At 57.7% G+C, this 18,375-nt stretch carries 18 protein-coding genes and 1 pseudogene; 7 read left to right on the forward strand and 12 right to left on the reverse strand.

Annotation, left to right across the window (positions count from 1 at the left end; all coding sequences use genetic code 11):
* Window positions 1–516 (forward strand): NAD(P)H-dependent flavin oxidoreductase (locus P0D80_RS07435; RefSeq protein ID WP_408282515.1); only part of this gene is annotated, 516 nt, incomplete at its 5' end.
* Window positions 517–709: 193 nt separating this feature from the next.
* Here P0D80_RS07435 and P0D80_RS07440 read toward each other — a convergent pair.
* On the reverse strand, window positions 710–1,669 hold the full coding sequence (locus tag P0D80_RS07440; RefSeq protein WP_408282518.1) for a LysR family transcriptional regulator: 960 nt from the start codon (window positions 1,667–1,669) through the stop codon (window positions 710–712).
* Between the two features lie 69 nt (window positions 1,670–1,738).
* Window positions 1,739–2,716, reverse strand: a complete 978-nt coding sequence (locus P0D80_RS07445) for a LysR family transcriptional regulator (RefSeq protein ID WP_408176019.1) — start codon at window positions 2,714–2,716, stop codon at window positions 1,739–1,741.
* Between the two features lie 523 nt (window positions 2,717–3,239).
* Here P0D80_RS07445 and P0D80_RS07450 point away from each other — a divergent pair.
* The 3 genes from P0D80_RS07450 (at window position 3,240) to P0D80_RS07460 (ending at window position 5,937) form a co-directional block, all read left to right on the forward strand.
* Window positions 3,240–4,367: an HPP family protein gene (locus tag P0D80_RS07450; protein WP_408282522.1), complete on the forward strand. Its 1,128-nt coding sequence runs from the start codon at window positions 3,240–3,242 to the stop codon at window positions 4,365–4,367.
* A gap of 27 nt (window positions 4,368–4,394) precedes the next feature.
* On the forward strand, window positions 4,395–4,778 hold the full coding sequence (locus tag P0D80_RS07455; RefSeq protein WP_408282525.1) for a nuclear transport factor 2 family protein: 384 nt from the start codon (window positions 4,395–4,397) through the stop codon (window positions 4,776–4,778).
* Window positions 4,779–5,175: 397 nt separating this feature from the next.
* On the forward strand, window positions 5,176–5,937 hold the full coding sequence (locus P0D80_RS07460) for a carboxymuconolactone decarboxylase family protein (protein WP_408176015.1): 762 nt from the start codon (window positions 5,176–5,178) through the stop codon (window positions 5,935–5,937).
* A gap of 149 nt (window positions 5,938–6,086) precedes the next feature.
* Here P0D80_RS07460 and P0D80_RS07465 read toward each other — a convergent pair whose 3' ends face one another.
* From P0D80_RS07465 to P0D80_RS07495, 7 genes are all read right to left on the reverse strand, one after another.
* Window positions 6,087–6,989 carry an enoyl-CoA hydratase-related protein gene (locus P0D80_RS07465; RefSeq protein ID WP_408176014.1) on the reverse strand — a complete coding sequence of 301 codons (903 nt, stop codon included), beginning with the start codon at window positions 6,987–6,989 and terminating at the stop codon, window positions 6,087–6,089.
* Between the two features lie 30 nt (window positions 6,990–7,019).
* Entirely contained in the window at window positions 7,020–8,276 is a 1,257-nt protein-coding gene (locus P0D80_RS07470) for a CaiB/BaiF CoA transferase family protein (protein WP_408176013.1), read from the reverse strand.
* 23 nt (window positions 8,277–8,299) lie between these two features.
* Entirely contained in the window at window positions 8,300–9,964 is a 1,665-nt protein-coding gene (locus P0D80_RS07475; protein WP_408282529.1) for a GMC family oxidoreductase, read from the reverse strand.
* An 86-nt stretch (window positions 9,965–10,050) separates the two neighbouring features.
* Entirely contained in the window at window positions 10,051–10,680 is a 630-nt protein-coding gene (gene acuR / locus P0D80_RS07480) for an acrylate utilization transcriptional regulator AcuR (protein ID WP_408282532.1), read from the reverse strand.
* A gap of 202 nt (window positions 10,681–10,882) precedes the next feature.
* Entirely contained in the window at window positions 10,883–11,308 is a 426-nt protein-coding gene (locus tag P0D80_RS07485) for an organic hydroperoxide resistance protein (protein WP_408282535.1), read from the reverse strand.
* Between the two features lie 59 nt (window positions 11,309–11,367).
* Window positions 11,368–12,078 (reverse strand): SDR family NAD(P)-dependent oxidoreductase, encoded by a 711-nt coding sequence (locus P0D80_RS07490; RefSeq protein ID WP_408282539.1) that lies wholly within the window; start codon window positions 12,076–12,078, stop codon window positions 11,368–11,370.
* Between the two features lie 223 nt (window positions 12,079–12,301).
* Window positions 12,302–13,153: a LysR substrate-binding domain-containing protein gene (locus P0D80_RS07495; RefSeq protein ID WP_408282542.1), complete on the reverse strand. Its 852-nt coding sequence runs from the start codon at window positions 13,151–13,153 to the stop codon at window positions 12,302–12,304.
* A 114-nt stretch (window positions 13,154–13,267) separates the two neighbouring features.
* On the opposite strand from P0D80_RS07495, the gene P0D80_RS07500 reads away from it, so the two are divergent.
* The gene (locus tag P0D80_RS07500; protein WP_408282545.1) at window positions 13,268–13,918 is read left to right on the forward strand and encodes an FMN-dependent NADH-azoreductase; all 651 of its coding nucleotides are present in this window, start codon (window positions 13,268–13,270) and stop codon (window positions 13,916–13,918) included.
* Window positions 13,919–14,018: 100 nt separating this feature from the next.
* Complete coding sequence (locus tag P0D80_RS07505; protein ID WP_408282548.1) at window positions 14,019–14,798, forward strand: alpha/beta fold hydrolase; 780 nt, start codon at window positions 14,019–14,021, stop codon at window positions 14,796–14,798.
* A 210-nt stretch (window positions 14,799–15,008) separates the two neighbouring features.
* Here the strand turns inward: P0D80_RS07505 and P0D80_RS07510 are convergent.
* Window positions 15,009–15,478, reverse strand: a pseudogene (locus P0D80_RS07510) (LysR substrate-binding domain-containing protein); the annotation flags it as partial.
* Between the two features lie 110 nt (window positions 15,479–15,588).
* Between P0D80_RS07510 and P0D80_RS07515 the strand changes: the two are divergent.
* On the forward strand, window positions 15,589–16,044 hold the full coding sequence (locus tag P0D80_RS07515; protein WP_408282552.1) for a hypothetical protein: 456 nt from the start codon (window positions 15,589–15,591) through the stop codon (window positions 16,042–16,044).
* A 74-nt stretch (window positions 16,045–16,118) separates the two neighbouring features.
* Here the strand turns inward: P0D80_RS07515 and gtdA are convergent, their stop codons facing one another.
* Window positions 16,119–17,183 carry a gentisate 1,2-dioxygenase gene (gene gtdA / locus P0D80_RS07520; RefSeq protein WP_408282557.1) on the reverse strand — a complete coding sequence of 355 codons (1,065 nt, stop codon included), beginning with the start codon at window positions 17,181–17,183 and terminating at the stop codon, window positions 16,119–16,121.
* A complete protein-coding gene (locus tag P0D80_RS07525; protein WP_408282560.1) occupies window positions 17,164–18,372 on the reverse strand; it encodes an MFS transporter in 1,209 nt (402 codons plus the stop codon). The genes gtdA and P0D80_RS07525 overlap by 20 nt, the downstream gene beginning before the upstream one ends.
* Window positions 18,373–18,375: the final 3 nt, after the last annotated feature.

Consider the following 18,375-nt stretch of genomic DNA (forward strand, 5'->3'; position numbering starts at 1 on the left):
CCGGCGATTTGCAAAATCGCGCAAGGACGGCCGATCCTGGCGGCAGGAGGCATCACCAATCGCGACGACGTCAAGGCCGCAATGGGGCTCGGCGCCGCGGGTGTCCTCGTAGGTACGGCGTTCGTGGCAAGCCATGAGTCGAACGCACATCCGCTCTACAAGCAAAAGATCGTCGAATCCACCGTGGACGATACTGAGTATCGGACGGGCTACTCATTCGGCTGGAAGTACGGCACCCCGCACCGGGTGATTCCAAATAGCGATAAATGGAACTTGCTGCGCTTCATCGGGGGCGGAGCACGCGTGATTGACAAGCCGCGGATGGCACAGAAACTGTCGCTTTACGCTGGACAGGGTGTTGGAAAGATCGACAATGTCGTCTCTGCAGCCGAACGGGTAGCTGAACTCATCGAAGGGCTACCTGTGTTATCCGCAGCCCCGGAAATGCGGGGCGATGATGCAAGCGACCACCACGCATTGGCGCCACTTTGTCATGATGCAGGCAATGCGATCTAACCGCGGCGGCCTTTCAGTCAGCATACTCGCCGCACACGGAATCGCATCAGCAACCACTTCTGAGCGTACCGTCTGTCGGTGAGTATGCGTCTGTATAGCCGACCCCGGACATGCAGAGGCACGCCGTGCTGCCCCCTCGTTATCGCGGCGCTCACCCCTCACACGCCGGGCTGCCGGCGCAATCGCGCGATCCCTAGTGAACGTTGAGATTCGGCGCGTTGGTAGCGGCATGCTTCGCTGGCGCGACTCTTTCCACGACGATTTTCGTATCTTCGTTTACCCGGATGAACTGATCTCGCGCCAGACTAATGAAAGCGGTCAATGCTGGGGTGATCAAGGTGTCACTCCTACGAATGAAAACGGTCTTGACATTTGCGATCTCGGGCGGCAGCCGATGGTAGCGGATCGTCTGCCGGGATACATAGCTTTCGACGACAGTCTTCGGCAACAACGTAACGCCTAGGCCCGCAGCGACACATGACAGGATGCCATCAAGCGTTCCCAGTTCCATCACGTGATTGGGAACCAGCCCGCCCTGATGAAACCAATGCTCGAGTGTAGAGCGGTAAAAGCATCCCGTCCGGAAAACAAGCACCGTTTGTTGAGGCATGACGCGGATAAGCGCTGCCAGCGAGTCAAACTCACAACTGCTCACCAGGACCAGTTCTTCTTCGAACGCCTCCTCCTGGGACAGACCTGTGTTCTCGTGAAACCCGCCCACGAACGCGCCATCGAGACGATAACTTTCGATGGCCTTGATCAATTCGACGGTGGTGCCCGTCAACAGAGATAACTTGACCTGGGGATGCTTTGCCCGGTATTTCGTCAGCACCTGGGGCAGTCGTATCGCAGCCGTCGTTTCCATCGATCCGAGTCGAAGGTGCCCGGCGGGCGTTGCAGTATCCATCAGCGCATTGCGACTCTCCTCCGTGAGCTGCAGAATGCGGCGTGCGTAGCCGAGGAAAGTCTGTCCGGCCGACGTGAGCACCACGCCACTCTTTTGCCGAATGAACAGTTGCTGACTCAACTCAGCCTCGAGCTCTTTCACCCGCATGGTGACATTGGACTGCACGGTGTGCACTTTGTCCGCCGCCGCAGTGAAGCTGCCCTCTTCGGCCACAGCACAGAAGATTCTCAACTGACGCATTTCCATGACGGCATCCTATCGATCACTGAAAATGACGAATGGCGTAACGCAATGCGACGCCCTTTCACCCAGGCTTCAGACCGTTGTTAGCGCATGATCTACGTCACGGTCCAGGCGCTGTGAAATTGCCACCATCGCATTAGGGATAGGTCCGGGAAGCGAGCGGAAGAAATCAATGCAGAAATCGACGAAGGTCCTCAGTCTCACAGGAAGCAATTCCCGGTGCGAGTAGAAAAGACATACCTCCGCGCCGCTTTCTGACGTGGAGCACTGCGGTAAGATGTGCGTGAGATGCCCCGCGGCAATGTCTTCACGAACCATAGCTTCGGATATGGTCGCAATGCCGGTTCCCGTAAGTGCCGCTGCCCGAAGCAGCACCTCGTTACCGTCCATGGACGACATCGGCAGCACACTCATTCGTTTTCCTGTTTCCAGAAGATCGATGAAATTCGTGCCCTTCTGTTTAGACGCAGGGTCCAACAGAAGGAAATGGCTAGCCAGATCCGAAGCGGCTTCGGGTGTCCCGCATCGTTCAAGATATCCTGGTGCGGCGACAAAAATGTGCCGCGACCTGGACAACGTACGGCGAATTACCCCAGACTGCTCCACTAGGTGAGGCGGAAGAATCGCCATATCGAAGTGGCCGTCATACAGGTTCACCGCTTCTTCCCGAACGGAAACCATGAGATTCACGTTGGGAGCGATTGCTTGATAGTCGGACAAAAGTCGCGAGAAGGTTTTGTTCACCAGCATCGGGTGCACAACGAGTCGCAACCTTCCACTATCGATTTCCCGTTCTTGCGCGATCCGACGATTCGCTTCGTCAAGTTCTTCGAGGAGACGGCAGCAACTCAGATAGTACGACTGTGCCGCATCTGTCACTGAAACAGATCGGGTTGTTCTATGCAGGATCAGCGTCTGGATGCTCTCTTCGAGCTTGGCGATAGCTTTGGAGATCGAGCCCGTGGTCACGCCCAACGATGCAGCCGCCTTACTAAAGCTTCTATGCTGTGCGACTGCAACGAATGCTCGCAACATGTATAGCTGATCCATCGCCTACCTCGCTGATAAATTTCACAAAGCAAACATCCCCTGACTGGAACTTTCGTGGCTGTAAAGATCCGAAGGCTGCCATCATTGCCGACAAATCCATCGAAGGTCAGACAAACCATATAGCGACGTTCTTACATTGAGATTGTTGACATATCGCGCAGGAAACAGCTTAGCAACGTTTCCAATACGCATAGGCGGTTTATGGCGATAGGGGTATCACGTAAACAGATAACCGACAGTTCCTGCGGAGTTCCGGCGGAATCGATCGGCAGCTAGCCGCCCGGCGGGACCGCTCACTGCACGCCTAACTTGTTCTCGCCGGGAAAGAGTGTTTGCCTATCGTGGGTATTCAAACTCGAAGGCAACGAGCTTACGATTCGCAAATTATCAGCATCGCAGGTTCGATAGAAGCTGGACCCAACGTGGGCAAAGCGCTCCTCGTCTGTTCGTCACGATCTGCACGCATGAACGGTGACGCGCAGGAATGCAAGCCGCTACGCTCCGGCAGGCCTGGGAATATCGCATGATCCATTGGCTCAGCCGCTTCGTTCCGTCACCCATCTCTGTCAACTGGTCTGAACGCATTCGTTCGTGCGTGGGGGTATCGATCGGCATTACGGTCACCGCGCTAACCATGCGCAGCTTCACTCAGAGCGGCGTATTGGTTCCATTCCTGGTTGCGCCCATGGGGGCATCGGCGGTCTTGCTCTTCGCCGTGCCGGCAAGTCCAATCGCTCAACCATGGTCCTTTATTGGCGGAAATTTGATTTCCGCCACGATTGGCGTCGCATGTTCGCAATCTATTTCTGACCAGGTGCTCGCTGCAGCTGCCGCAGTCCCCATCGCGCTATGTGCGATGTTTTCGCTTAGATGCATGCACCCACCTTCTGGTGCCGTCGCCCTCACCGCCGTGCTGGGAGGGCCCGGCATTCACTCCCTTGGATATGGCTTCGTGTTCGCGCCAGTAGCGGTGCAATCGTTGATCATGCTGGTGTGTGCGATTATCTATCACGCGCTCACTGGTCACCGTTATCCGCATGCTAGCCACAAGGGCACCGTCATCAATGATGTCGATCGGTCGCGCCGAGAGATCTCGCGTGTTGACCTGGAGTCTGCCGTACGTCGACGCGGAGAACTCCTGGATATAGGAACCGATGATCTTGCCTCGTTGCTGGAGGAAGCACAGATGTTGGCTTACGCTCGTAGCTTCGGCGAACTGACATGTGGCGACGTTATGTCACGTCCCGCCGTCTGTATTCCAGCAAAAACCTCGTTGAATGAAGCTCGTGACATTTTACTCAGACATCGCATTAAAGCTCTTCCAGTAACCGATGGATCGAAACAGGTTATTGGCATCGTCACGTGGGCGGATGTCTACGGACGCGTAGAGACTGTCAGCCTTGCCGAGGCCTGCAATTCGTGTCTCGGTCCCTGGACCGTTCCCAGCCAGGAGACGCGGGTCGATAGTTTGATGACAGCAAGACCGGAAACGGTCGAAGCCAAGACGTTACTGATGACCGTTGTTCCGATGTTCGCAAAGCACGGACATCACCACATACCCGTTGTTGACTCTCAAGGCCGGCTAGTTGGGATGATGACCCAAGCGGATGTCATTTCTGGCCTCTATCACCACAGTCAGGCATTCGCTTAATACCTGCAAACCATAAGGAACATCAACATGTCTATCGAGAAAATGCCCGAACTTGCCCAAGCCGTCGAGCTATATTTTCAGGCACTGCACGAATGCGATCTGGACAAGTTTGATCGGGTTTTCCACACGAGTTGCAGCTTGTTCGACACGGACGACGGAAAACTGACTGTCGTCCCCTTTGCCGACTACCGGGAGGTCATCGCTAAACGTGTGTCGCCAATGAGTAAAGGCCAAAGGCGTGACGATGCGTTGATCTCGGTAGACTTTCTGTCGACCGACATTGCAGTCACCAAAGTTCACCTGCGCATTCACGACAAGGTTTTCATCGATCACTTGAACTGGGCGTATGTCAACGGCTCCTTTGTGATCGTGGCCAAGCTGTGGCACGACATATCGACCGTGACCGTCTGATCGTATTTGTCCGTTCCTGATGAAACATTCCATGGTCGCTGGCCAGTTCGCCTCGGCCATCGGGTAATAGGTCTTTTTGCGGCATGAAGGGACGTTCCTCCTACCCTACCCTGCCCTTCTTTTGTCGCGGCGCACATTCTCGGAAGTGCGCTTTTTTTGTGAGCTATCCCGATCACCCATTGACGGTTGCGCCCCACAAACTTTGTGCGGGACCACAGATGGGTCGTCTCGTTCGTTGCCGGCGTAGCGTTATCTATCAATCAGATAGCCGTATATTTTCCCTTCGCTTGTCAATCGCTCCGGACAGTGCGAGCGTATGACGTCAATCATGCTCCTGACTGTATGCGTGATGCTCTAATGGTTAGTTTCCCCTGTACATATCTCTAACGGAGAAGCAATGACACTTACCCACAAACAGCAATCGATCAAGGACGAGTTCATCCGCGTGCGGAGTACGTGGGCTCCGCAATGGGAAAGTATTCTTCGTGTCGACTGTGATTTTCTGCATGCGTACCTTAACCTGTCAGCGGTGCCACTGCGACACAACCACCTGGAGGACAAGGTCAAGGAGTTCATCTATATCGCCGTGAATGCGTCCTCGACCCATCTCTTCGCTCCCGGCATCCAGATGCATCTGAAGGCGGCGGTGGATTTTGGTGCCACACGTGAAGAACTGATGGAAGTGCTCGAGCTGACCAGTACGATCGGTATTCACGCTTTCAATGTTGCCATGCCCATCCTCGCAGAAGTGCTTGAGGAAGATGGTCTCCGCGAGCGGACAGTGTCTGCGGATAGCCGCAGGCAAACATTGAAGCGACGCTTTACCGAAGTACAGGGGCCTTGGGATCGCATCTGGGACGATGCGCTGGAACTCGATCCGGATTTCTTCGAGGCGTACCTCGAATTTTCGTCGGTTCCGTGGCAGAACGGAGTTCTCGAACCGAAAATCAAGGAGCTTGTGCTTTGCGCGCTCGATGTCGCCGCCACCCATCTTTACGAGCCGGGTATCAGGATTCACATGCGCAATGCACTTCGTCACGGTGCAACCGCGGAGGAAATCATGGAGGTCATCGAGATTGCGAGTGTTATCGGAATCCACGGTGCACTGATCGGTACTCAGATGCTGGAAGACGCAATCGCGGCCGCGCAGGATATATAGACAGCAACGAAAGGTACACCGTTTTTTTCCACAACGGGTCCGTCAAACCGGCGGTGATTTCAAAACGACGAATTCGTCGGGCGAGAGCGCATCACTCTAAACGAGGCATTTGCGTCGCGCTCTGCCCATTACTGACGATAAGTCGTGGCTTATCGATGGCGGAAGACAGGAGCGCGCTTGGCCAGGAACGCGTACATGCCTTCCTTTTGACCTTCGGTGGCGAAGGCGGCCTGAAAAAGCCGACGCTCGTGCAGCACACCCTCGCTCAGCGGTGTCTCGAATGCACGATTGACCGCCTCCTTGGCAAGCCGTACGGCAGGCAGGTTATAACCTGCGATGGTATGCGCTGTCTCGAGCGCGGTTTGCAGCAAATCGGCCGACGGAACAACGCGCGCAACGAGGCCGGCTGCAAATGCCTCATTAGCGGCCAAATTCCGGCCAGTAAGAATCAGATCCATCGCAAGCGACTTTCCGACTGCACGTGTCAAGCGCTGCGAACCGCCAATACCAGGCGGAATCCCGAGCTTGATCTCCGGTTGGCCGAATTGGGCATCATGGGCCGCAATGATGAAATCGCAGGCCATCGCCAGTTCGCAACCGCCGCCGAGTGCGTAGCCGCCAACAGCCGCGATGACCGGCTTTGAAATGGTTCGAATGCGATCCCATTCGGCGAACAGGTCTTTGGCGTGCCAGTCGGCGAAGGACTTGTCGACCATTTCCTCGATGTCCGCCCCAGCTGCAAATGCGCGCGCATTGCCTGTTATCACGATCGCGCCGATTCCATCGTCATGATCGAACGCAATAAGCGCCGCGAGCACCTCGCGCGACATCTGAACATTGAGCGCGTTAAGGTTCTTCGGGCGGTAGAGCGTGATCAGGCCGACGCGCTCCCTTCGATCGATCTTGATGGTTTCGTACACACCGTTTTCCGACACCGCTCCCACGGCATCTGCATTCGCGCCTGCGACAGCAGGTCCCACGTTCGGTTCGATCACTTGCATCTTGGTTTGCTTGGCGGATGCTTCCTGCACTGCTGAAACGTCGGTCTTCATATATTCACCTGTCAGTTCAAAATTGCGGCGTCATGCAGCAAGGCTCGTGGAGCGCTTCATTTCATCGACGCCTGATTCGGATTCAGCCTGCGACGCGTAGGCGCCCGACGAAGCCATCAGTTCAGCCAGAATCGCTTCGCGATGCTCGTCAACTGCCGGCGCTCTCCTGACCACCGTGACGTCCTCGTCGGGTGAGGTATTCATCTTGATCGGATTGCCGGCGGTTTTCACTTTCCGCTCGGACTTACCCTGGACGTGGATGAACATATTGCGCGCCTGAAGTTGCGGATGATCGAAGACCTTGTCGATCGTGTTGATCGGAGCACAGGGCACGCCGGCCTCGTTCAGCTTGTCGAGCCAGACACTGACCGGTGCGGAGCGGGTTACCCGCTCAATGGCCTCGATCATGGCGGGCCGGTTTTGCACGCGGAGATCGTTCGTCAGGAACAACGGGGCGAAGGCCACTTCCGGCACGCCCAGGGCGTCTGCCATCAAAAGAAAAAGCTGATCGTTGCCTGCGGCGATGATGAATCGCCCATCCTGGGCAGCAAAGCTTTCGAACGGTGCGAGTGACGGGTGGGCGTCGCCAGTCCTCGTAGGCACCTTCTTTTCGACATCGAACCGGGCAAACGCCGTTTCCATCAACGCGGCCTGGCAATCCAGCATCGCGATGTCCACGTGCGTGCCTTGTGCATCTCTGGAGCGCTTGTAGAGCCCCGCCAGGATGCCTATCACGGCGAATAGTGCTGCACCGAGGTCCCCGAAGGCTGTGCCAACCCGTGCGGGCTGACTGTCGGGCCACCCCGTCAGACTCATGACTCCGCCCATGGCCTGCACGACGGTGTCGTAACCGGGCAGATCCTTGAACGGGCCGGTGTGGCCAAAGCCCGAAATCGATGCGTAGACGATGTGCGGATGCGTCCTCGCCAATTGCTCTGCGCCGTAGCCGAGCCGATCCATCACCCCGGGCCGGAAGTTTTCGACCACCACGTCAGCCTTGTCCAGCAATCGGCCGAGCAGTTCGCGGTCACGCGGAGACTTGAAGTCGAGCGCAATGCTCTCCTTTCCGCGGTTGAAGCACATGAAGTACGCCGATTCGTCGTCGACGAACGGACCGAACGCCCGAGTATCGTCTCCCGTGCCCACACGCTCTATTTTGATGACGCGTGCTCCGAGGTCAGCAAGCGTCATCGCGCAGTACGGTCCTGACAGCACACGCGAGAAATCGATCACCGTGATTCCTTCGAGGGGTAAGCGCTTCTTCACCCCGGTTTTGTTCTCAGTCATAGCCAATTCCTGGTTGAATAGAGTCAAACGCCTTGCTGAATCCAGCGCGAAGCTTTCTCTGCGATCATCATCGTAGGAGCGCTCGTATTGCCGCTGGTGATCGTCGGCATCACGCTCGCGTCCACCACCCGAAGTCCCGCAACGCCGCGCACGCGAAGATGGCTGTCGACGACAACATTCGGATCCGCGAACGTGCCCATCTGCACAGTACCCACGGGGTGGAAGATCGTGGTGGCGATGTCACCGGCCAGTTTCGTGAGTTCAGCATCCGATTCGTACTGCGGACCCGGCTTGTACTCTTGCGGCCTGTATTCCGCGAGGGCCGCCTGGCTCGCGATGCGTCGCGTCAAGCGGAGGCTGTCGACGGCGACTTTGCGATCGTCTTCCGTGCTGAGGTAATTCGGCGCAATGGCCGGCGCATCCTCGAAGTTGCCGCTCCTGATATGCACCGTGCCCCGGCTTGTGGGGTTCACATTGGCCACACTGGCGGTGAACGCCGGGAATGTGTGCAGCGGTTGCCCGAAAGCGTCGAGACTCAGCGGCTGCACGTGATACTCAATGTTGGCGTGCTTCCTTGACGGATCGCTCCGGGTAAATGCCCCGAGCTGAGAGGGTGCCATGCTCATCGGACCCGAGCGGTGCAGCGCATATTCGAGGCCGATCTTCGCCTTGCCGACCATGTTCGACGCAAGAACGTTCAGCGTCTCGCAGTTTTCAACCTGGTAGACCGCGCGAATCTGAAGGTGATCCTGCAAGTTCGCACCGACGCCCGGTGTGTGCTGGACAATATCGATGCCGTGTTTTTTCAACAGAGACGCCGGCCCAATGCCCGAGTGCTGCAGAATATGCGGCGAACCGATCGCACCGGCGCTGAGCACTACTTCGCGCGCGGCGCTCACCGACACGAGTTCGCCATCGCGGACAAGTTCCACACCGGTACAACGCAGCACACCGTTTTTGTCACGGTCGATCCTGAGCTTCTTCACATGGGAGTTGGTCCACGTCGTGAGATTCGGCCGGTGTTTGATCGGACGCAGGAACGCCTTCGAGGTATTCCAGCGCCAGCCGTCTTTCTGCGTGACGTCGAAATAGCTGACGCCGAAATTATCACCAGTGTTGAAATCCTCGATGATAGGAATGCCCGCCTGTTCAGCCGCTTTGGCGAACGCATCGAGGATTTCCCACTTAAGACGCTGCCTTTCGACACGCCACTCGCCACCGCTTCCGTGAGCCTTTGCGATCGCGTCGACACGGCTGTTCAGCAGGTCACGCTGCTTCGGATCGAGTTTGTAGAAGTCTTCGTGAGCCTTGAAGTCCTTCAACGAGTTGCTCCAGTTCCATTCCGGATCGCCCGTCAGGTCCGCCCAATGATCGTAATCGCGAGCCTGGCCACGCATGTAGATCATCCCGTTGATACTGGAGCAACCACCCAACGTTTTGCCACGTGGATAAAGAATCTGCCGGCCGTTGAGGCCTTTGTCCGGCTCAGTGCGGAATTGCCAGTCCGTGCGCGGATTGTCGACGCAATATAGATAGCCGACAGGGATATGGATCCACATGTAGTCATCGGTGCCGCCCGCCTCGACCAGAAGGACATTTCTGGTTTTGTCGGCGCTCAGACGATTCGCGAGCAGGCTGCCCGCGGAGCCGGCGCCAATCACAATAAAGTCAAATGTCGTACTTTGCATGTGCATCCTATTTGTCCACACGAGCGGCTTCCAGCGCTGCCCATCTAAATTAGACCGATCGTCTATAAAAACAGAAAAAAAGCCGCCTAACCGAGCGCAGCGAAAAAAACGTTCGCAAAAGTACGCAACGCTTCAGGCCCGCCTTCGAGCTTCGCCCTCAACACCGCGCCCTCCCAGCCTATCCAAAAAAATGCGGCAAGTTGCGAGCAATCGGCCCCTTCCGCAATCTCACCCGCAGCCTGCGCTTCCATCAGGCACTTCGTTGTGCGGGCTTCCCAATCGGCAAAAACCTCGCGCAGCCGTACACGATGAGCTTCCGGGAGTACGGCCATTTCTTGTCCGAGATTGCCCACGAGACACCCACGCCGAAAGCCGTAACGCCCCATCCCTGCCTCTGCGTCCGAGACGAAATCCTGCAAGCGCTTCAGGGGCGATATAGATTCGTCCGCGAGGAACTGATCGAGCTTTCTCGCGAAATACATCGCGTAGCGGTCGATCAATTCGAGGCCGAACGCTTCCTTGCTCCCGAAGTAGTGATAGAACGATCCCTTTGGCACGTTCACGCTGCGCAAGATTTCGTCGAGTCCGGTTGCAGAGAAGCCTTTTTCCGTGAGCGCAACGACCCCAGCGCGCACGAGAAGCTCTCGGGTTTCGCTATAGCCTGCGAGTTCTTTCGGCGGGCGCCCTCTGCGGCGCGGTGCGGTATGCGTATCCATCCCACTGATATTAGACCGCTCGTCTACGAAATGCAAGGCAATGGCGCGCGTTGCGATACGCTGGGCAACCGCACCCGGCTTTTCTCTCTAAAGACGTCGCACCTCGACTCAAGACTGCCCGGCGCGAGGTACATCGGAATCAACGGTCCTGCAGGCCGTCAATCGCCAGGGCGTTCCGAAGATCATCGAACACAATTGCGGCTTAGACGAGCGTAAGCGTCACGTCTATGTTGTTCCGCGTTGCGTTCGAATAAGGGCACACAATATGGGCCCTGTTGATGAAGTCCTGAGCCGCTTCTCGTGCCATGCCCGGTAACGATATCTTCAACTCGACTTCGATGCCGAAGCCATTGGGGATCGGTCCGATGCCCACTATTCCGTTCACCGACACATCAGTAGGGATAGCAATTTTGTCGCGCGCAGCAACGAATTGCATCGCACCGATAAAGCATGCGCTATAACCGGCCGCAAAAAGCTCTTCGGGGTTTGTGCCCTTCTCGCCCTTTCCGCCCAACCCCTTCGGCCTCGTCAGCTTCAGGTCCAGTCCACTTTCAGGCGCCACGGCGCGCCCTTCGCGGCCTCCAGTAGCCTCTGCGTGAGCACGGTAGAGAACATTTTCGATCGACATTGCCAACTCCTTATCGATAAGTCAGTTAACGGGCGCAACCTGTAGCGCCCGACGATGCTTCAGTGACCAGCGCTCTGACCGCCGTCCACGTGCAGGATTTCGCCCGTCACGAACGGCGCCGCATCCAGATACAGGATCGCGTTCACGATATCGCTCATCTCGCCCATGTGGCCCACCGGGTGGAGTGCGCCGAGTGCCGCGTGCGTTTCGGGCGCATGCATCGGCGACTTCATAATGCCGGGTGCAACCGCGTTCGCGCGGATGCCGCGCTTCGCGTATTCGATTGCAAGCGACTTCGTGGCCGCGTTCAGACCGCCTTTCGTCAGCGATGCCAGCACCGACGGCACACCGTTGATGGCATGATCGACGAGACTGGTCGTGATGCTGACCACATGGCCGCTTTTGTTCTTCTCCATTTCAGCGATCGCCAACTGCGTGATGTAAAAGAAACCGTTCAGATTCACACCCGTCATCGCAGCGTAGTCTTCAGCGGTATAACCCGTGAACGGCTTTGCGATGAAGATACCGGCGTTGTTGATCAGCGTGTCGATGCGGCCGAAGCGCGCCACACCTTCCGTAATGACGCGATGCGCCGTCGCCGGGTCAGCGATGTCACCCGCCACGGTCAGAATGCCGGGGTCGTCCGACGGCTTGATGCTGCGTGCCGTTGCGACGATGCGATAGTCCAGCTTGCGGAATGCTTTGACGGTCTCTGCACCAATACCTTGCGATGCACCCGTCACGACTACGACCTTTTGCGATGCGCTCATTCAAACCTCGAAGTTTGGATTGGGCTCTCTTGCCCACCGGGCCGGCGGCTCCGATGCGTGCCTAATCTAGGTGTATTTATGCTTCGAGCAAATACCCGCCATGGACAAACTATTTTTCGTGCGCGGAACAAATCCGGTCGCGGCCGCATGATTCATGGGTTAGCGTGGACCGAGGAAGTTTCGATTCTCGGTCTTTGACAGATCACCTGGCGCTCGCTACGCGTCATCCCTTATTCGCGAATGCCAGCGCGATGGCGTTTCCCAATTCGTCGGCGAGGGGCGCGGCTGCACCCGCCGCAGTGAAAATCGTGAACTCGACATCAGGCAGTGAAGGCAAGCCTGCATCAGGCGGGACTACGTGCAAGCCGTGTACGAGTTGCGTCTGCACGACCGGCGTCACCGCAAAGCCGGCCTGCGCCGCGGCACATAGACCGGCGCCGCTCGAACACACCAGCGCAATCCGGTAGTCGATGCCCGCGCGGGCGAGCGCGGCCAGTGCAGCCTCCCGATACGGACACGGTTCTGGCAGCACCGCAAGCGGCACCGGAGCGCCAGGCGTAAGCGACGCCCATTCCGCACCGGCCCACACGAGTGGCTCGCGCCAGAGCACGCGTCCAGAACGGGCACCCTCGCAGCGACCGCCAATCACCAAGTCCAGTTCGGCCTGATCCATTGCGTGCAGCAGTTCGCCAGGAATGCCAACCCTGACGCTGAACGCAATGCGCGGGTAGCGCACCGCGAACGTCTGCATGACATTCATCAACCTGACGTTGGCGAGGTCTTCGGAAAGGCCGACACGGATCGCGCCCTCGCTCGGTGCGCGCGAAAGCTGCGCCTGCGCATCATGGTTGAGTGCCAGGATCGCCCGCGCGTAACCCAGCAGCAGTTCGCCGTCGGCCGTGAGCGTGACCGAGCGCGTGGTACGCGCGAGCAGATCGCGGCCGGTCTGTTTTTCCAGACGCCGCAGATGCGCGCTGACGGCAGACTGCGTCAGATTGAGACGGGCAGCGGCGAGCGTGAAGCCGCCCTCCTGGACCACGGCCACGAAGGATCGCAGCAGGACGGTATCGAACATGGGGGTCCTCGCTTATATAGTGCAAACCAAACTGAATATGGCGATGATACTTCGTTTATATTTTGAATCGAAATATGTTGTGATGGCGACTCCCAACCCACATGGAGTAGTCCCATGCCTACCTTGCTGCATATCGAATCGTCGCCACGTAAGAAGCGGTCTGCCTCCCTCGACGTCGCACGCGCGTATCTGGATGCTTATCGCGACGCTCATCCGGGTCATCGGATCGACGTGCTGGATCTGTGGTCGGTGGAGATGCCGGAGTTCGACGGCGACGCGCTCGATGCCAAATATGCGGACCTGAGCGGCACACCGCTCAGCGAAGACCAGCAGCAGGCGTGGACGAACATCCGAGAACTCGCGCAGCGATTGCACGACGCGGATACGTTGCTGTTCTCCGTGCCGCTATGGAATTTTTCCATTCCCTACAAGCTCAAGCATTTCATCGACGTCGTGTCGCAGCGCGGCATCCTGTTCTCGTTCGATGAGCGTGGGCTACAGGGCTTGCTGAAAGACAAGAAGGCGGTGGTCATTTATGCGAGGGGCCTCGACTATTCAGTGGGCTCGAGCACACCCGCTCATTCGTTCGATTTTCAGCGGCCGTTCATGGAAGCGTGGCTGCGATCCGTCGGCGTGAGCGACGTTAAATCGATTGTGGTCGAGAAAACACTCCTTGGTCCTGAAGTCGATTACGCGGCAAGACAGGCTGCACGCGAGCAGGCAATGGCGCTTGCGCGGGCGGCTTCCGTTTCAGTCGGCAAATGAAATATTGCGCGGCGCATGTGGCGCATCACCTCGCCTGAAGAAAGGTGACTCTCGACCACGTAACGCCGCCTACATTCTTACTTTTTAACGAGGCACCATTTTGAATACGCTGATCAAGCAAGGGTTGTCGTTACTCGTCGTCGCCGCTGGTCTGATATCCGCCGCCACTGCGCAGGCCGCGTCCGATCCTGATCTTGCAGGCAAGAACGTTGTCCTGGTACACGGCGCTTTCGCGGATGGCTCGAGCTGGAATAAAGTCATTCCTCTCCTCGAAGCAAAAGGCCTCCACGTGACGTCCGTGCAAAACCCACTGACATCACTGGGCGATGACGTTTCGGCAACGACTCGCGCGATAGACCGGCAAAACGGTCCGGTGGTGCTGGTTGGCCACTCGTGGGCCGGCTCCGTCATCACGCAGGCGGGTAACAACGACAAGGTCAAAGCGCTCGTGTACGTTGCAGCGTTTGCACCCGACAGCGAACAATCCGCCAACGACATTCAGAAAGGGCTGCCGGCGCCTTCGTGGGCGGCCGAGCTGCACCAGGACGCTGCCGGTTTCCTGACGCTGTCCGATAAGGCGATGGTCGAAGACTTCGCGCCCGATGTCTCCCACGCGCAAGCGCTTCTACTCGCTGCGACACAGGGGCCGTGGTATTCGGGCTGTCTCGCCGAAAAGATTGGTCACGCCGCGTGGCATGACAAGCCGTCCTGGTATGTTGTCTCGATGAAGGACCGTATAGTCCCTACCGACTTCCAGATGAAATTGGCGAAACAAATCGGTGCGACTGCCGTCGATGTCGATGCGAGTCACGTACCGATGCTGTCGAAACCTCAAGAGGTCGCTGCTGCAATTATTTCGGCGGCACGCCAGGTAAAGTAGCGGGATGCGCCCGTCGACGGGAAATCAGCCGACAGATCTGTAGAGGGTTCGCGGTGGGCACCGGACATATGACTCCGGCTTTGATATGTTCCGGCCTCCTGTATGTCCGGTGTCGCCTGCCCAACCTCCGGTGCAAGAGTATGGTTGGCACATTTCAACACTGCACGTATCCACGACTCGCTTTGCGCCGGATCGCAATCGTAAGCAAGGTTATGCCCGTCTAACCTTCTTCATCAAAAAGTCGACCAGATCCTGCTGTACAGTGTCGAGCACGTCGCCTGCGCCGACCAGCGCAAGTTCTGTTGGTGGCACTGACGGCATATCAGAGCATATTCGATGCTCGGGTAAAACCGCCGACTTGGGTGACACCGAGATCGCCAAACCTCCGGCAACGGCAGCCTGAATCGCAGTGAGCCTTTGACTGCCGAACGCGACTCGCCACGCGCGCTTTGCCTTGTCGAAGCTGCGAATCGCGCGCTTCCGGTAGATGCATCCTTCTGGGAAAAGCGCCGGCGCAAAAGGCTCCTCCGAATCCAGTTTCTGCAATCAGCGTCGCGACCGCGCACCCACACGAGTGTCTCCGGCCACGATGCGAAGCAGTCGCCACTGTCAGGCTCGCGTTTGACGAGGGCAATATCGATTTCGCCGGCGGAAAGCTTTTGTTGCAAAACCGCGCACATGCGACGCCATTACCGACGGTCACGTCGGTAATGGCAAGAACACCGCGTACGGCACCGATCCGAAATGGAATCAGGTCAACGTGCAAGCCGTCTATTTGTTCTCGAGACGCATGGACATTTATATCGAAGGTATGTATCAGCACGCGATTCATGGAGGCTTAGGGAGGACGGCTGGCGGCCACGCCGAATCATCGCCGAGCAGCCACCGGCTGGCGACCCGGCGTCTCAAGCGGTTTCGTACCGACAAACCGACGCCATGCGAGAATAAGGCTCCGCTTGTCGAAATGACGGATATTGTCATGGACCATCCCGGTACCGCCCTAACCTCACCTATCATTTCCCGCGACGCGGCTATGTGGTTTTACGCCTATGGCTTCGGCTGGGGATATTGTGCCTTTGCCTTGCCTGCCGAAACGGTTCGTGAAAAGCTCGGAGCTGCGAGCGAGACTCCGAGGCAACTGACGCTCGCTTTCGAACTCGGCAGACTGCGAATATTGCAGGCAGTCCAGCAAAAAACGTTGCCGGCGACTGGGGAGCGGGTAGAGCTATCCGCAGCCGATCTTTAGCAGGGCGGGTCTAGCTGCATCGCTAACAAACACCTGGCATTGTCGCGTCGCGACGCACTCTCGCCTGAGGCGATTCAGGCTGCGCCCCTTTCCTCTCTGAACAGATAAAGCGCCTCCTGTATGGGCCGGTCGGAAAAAGAGAACAAGACGCTGTCCTCGCCTGCTTCGTGCCGCACGTGATGCCAGGACGGGACGACAAAGATATCCCGCTTGCTCCACTCCACGGAGATGTCGTTTCCAATCCGACTGCGGCCTCGCCCTTCGATAGGCACAAAGACTGTCGCATCAGTTGAACGGTACGCCTCCGTCGAAAACCCTTTGGGCAGCAACTGCATGAAGGTAGCCATCGTCGCCATCGCATACTTTCCGTTGTTTGGGTTGACGTATCTCATCTTCAACCCATGACAGGGATCCCACGCGTTCGCGCGGCGCATCCGCTCAAGCGCTTCGCGTGTCCGTGTATAAGGATAGTTGAAGATCGGCGAGGTTCCACCGCCAGGACGATGGTCTACCGGAAGCAGATTGGCCCCATAGCGGACGTCACTGTCGCCGACGGGGCGCGTAATTGGTTGCTCGTCCTCCCCGAGATGCTCGGCAAACGACGCGTTCACAAACTTCACCACCGGTATGTCCAGACCATCCAGCCAGAAAATCGGGCTGTCGCTTTCATTGCCATGATCGTGCCACGCCATCGGCGGCGTGATGATGAAATCCCCTTCGTTCATCATTGTGCGTTCGCCATTCACCGATGTGTGAGCGCCACCGCCTTCCATCACAAAACGAAGCGCCGTCTGCGCGTGACGGTGCGCGGGTGCGACCTCACCGGGAAGGACCAGTTGCACCCCCGCATACAGATCGGTTGTGATCTTCGATTCACCACGCAGGCCGGGGTTCTCTAGCACGAGCACGCGCCGTTCGGCTTCTTTTGCGGTGATGATGTCGCCCGCCTCCATCATGGCCGCGCGGACGTCCGCGAAACGCCAGTGAGCCGGCACGCATTTGCTCCGTGGTTCGGGCGTAATCAATTCATTCAGCGACGTCCATAGCGGCGCGAGGTTCTTCTGGCCGATCCGTTCGTAGAAAGCCTCGCGCTCCGGCGTCGCTATCACACTCATCTTTTCAGAGTTGGCGGGCATCATTTCCCTCGTTCTCTTCCGGATCGATTCCACGTTTATTGAAAATCCGCGCAGGAGCTGTTTCCTTCAACGCTGCGACTGCAATGGCTCCAGCGCAGATTGTCCAAAGCGGCATGGTCACCGCATGCTCGATGCCGAAATGCTTGGCCAGATAACCGGCATACGCAGGTGCCACACCACCGCCAAAGACCTCACCAATACCGATGATCATGCCCGATGCCGTGGACATCAACTGGACCGGCACGGCTTCCGCTGCGACCGGACCGACGGTCAGCGTGATCAGGCTGTACAGACAACCCATCGCGATCATCAGGCAGATGAACAACGGAACCGGCGCCGCCCCCGTTCGCAGGAAAATCCACAGCGACAGAAATACGCCCGCCGTTGAAAACAGCATGACGGGCTTGCGGCCGACGCGGTCCGAAAGGGCCGGCAGCACGAGAGCGCCGATCGCCCCGCCGAAGCCTAGCGACGAAAGAATGAAACCCATCTGCTGCATGTCGAGATGCAAATAGTCCACGAGATAATTGGGGAACAGCGCAGCAATGACGATCTGGCAAGCGAGCCAGCACAGCATGCAGATGATGCCAAGCGGTACATTGCGATAGCGAAATACCTCATACCAGCGATGCTGGCCAGTATCGTGCGTCGCCGTGTGCTTCGCAATTTCAGTCGGAGACGGTCGGCGCAATACCCGTTGCGCGAGGAACGCTACAACGAGACCCGGAAATGCTACAAGCAGGAAAATCCAAGGCCAGCTCATCACCTTGAGAAGTTGCGTCACCACGATCGGGGTGAGACCAAGCCCGAGCAGAGCCGGCATCATTTGCTGGATCCCGACGTTGCGTCCGTGCCGGCTCGGTGGCGACGCATCCATCGTTGCAATGATGCTAGCAGGCGTGAAGGCACCTTCGGCTACCCCCATGAAAGCGCGGATGGCAATCAGGCTGCCGACCCCCGTCGCCAGGCCACCGAGACCTGCCAGCAACGAAAATCCGACCATGGCCGGTACGATGACTCTCTTGAAGCCGATCCTGTCCGAGAGATTGCCCGTCAGCAGTGCAGACAAGCCCCATGCGAGCGCCAATGCTCCCGTGATATGCCCAAGGTCCTGGTAGTCGAGCTTCAAATCGCGCATCAGTACCGGCATCAACGGCACAATCAGGAAGCGATCTATGCCGACCAGGCCCATGCC

The sequence above is a fragment of the Paraburkholderia sp. RL17-373-BIF-A genome (assembly GCF_046030175.1).
GTDB lineage: Bacteria > Pseudomonadota > Gammaproteobacteria > Burkholderiales > Burkholderiaceae > Paraburkholderia.

Excerpts from the sequence above, each read along its gene's own strand:
- P0D80_RS07440 (WP_408282518.1), bottom strand. The coding sequence starts at position 1,669 with ATGGAAATGCGTCAGTTGAGAATCTTCTGTGCTGTGGCCGAAGAGGGC.
- P0D80_RS07445 (WP_408176019.1), bottom strand. The coding sequence starts at position 2,716 with ATGGATCAGCTATACATGTTGCGAGCATTCGTTGCAGTCGCACAGCAT.
- P0D80_RS07450 (WP_408282522.1), top strand. The coding sequence starts at position 3,240 with ATGATCCATTGGCTCAGCCGCTTCGTTCCGTCACCCATCTCTGTCAAC.
- P0D80_RS07455 (WP_408282525.1), top strand. The coding sequence starts at position 4,395 with ATGTCTATCGAGAAAATGCCCGAACTTGCCCAAGCCGTCGAGCTATAT.
- P0D80_RS07460 (WP_408176015.1), top strand. The coding sequence starts at position 5,176 with ATGACACTTACCCACAAACAGCAATCGATCAAGGACGAGTTCATCCGC.
- P0D80_RS07465 (WP_408176014.1), bottom strand. The coding sequence starts at position 6,989 with ATGAAGACCGACGTTTCAGCAGTGCAGGAAGCATCCGCCAAGCAAACC.
- P0D80_RS07470 (WP_408176013.1), bottom strand. The coding sequence starts at position 8,276 with ATGACTGAGAACAAAACCGGGGTGAAGAAGCGCTTACCCCTCGAAGGA.
- P0D80_RS07475 (WP_408282529.1), bottom strand. The coding sequence starts at position 9,964 with ATGCAAAGTACGACATTTGACTTTATTGTGATTGGCGCCGGCTCCGCG.
- acuR (WP_408282532.1), bottom strand. The coding sequence starts at position 10,680 with ATGGATACGCATACCGCACCGCGCCGCAGAGGGCGCCCGCCGAAAGAA.
- P0D80_RS07485 (WP_408282535.1), bottom strand. The coding sequence starts at position 11,308 with ATGTCGATCGAAAATGTTCTCTACCGTGCTCACGCAGAGGCTACTGGA.
- P0D80_RS07490 (WP_408282539.1), bottom strand. The coding sequence starts at position 12,078 with ATGAGCGCATCGCAAAAGGTCGTAGTCGTGACGGGTGCATCGCAAGGT.
- P0D80_RS07495 (WP_408282542.1), bottom strand. The coding sequence starts at position 13,153 with ATGTTCGATACCGTCCTGCTGCGATCCTTCGTGGCCGTGGTCCAGGAG.
- P0D80_RS07500 (WP_408282545.1), top strand. The coding sequence starts at position 13,268 with ATGCCTACCTTGCTGCATATCGAATCGTCGCCACGTAAGAAGCGGTCT.
- P0D80_RS07515 (WP_408282552.1), top strand. The coding sequence starts at position 15,589 with ATGGACATTTATATCGAAGGTATGTATCAGCACGCGATTCATGGAGGC.
- gtdA (WP_408282557.1), bottom strand. The coding sequence starts at position 17,183 with ATGATGCCCGCCAACTCTGAAAAGATGAGTGTGATAGCGACGCCGGAG.
- P0D80_RS07525 (WP_408282560.1), bottom strand. The coding sequence starts at position 18,372 with ATGGGCCTGGTCGGCATAGATCGCTTCCTGATTGTGCCGTTGATGCCG.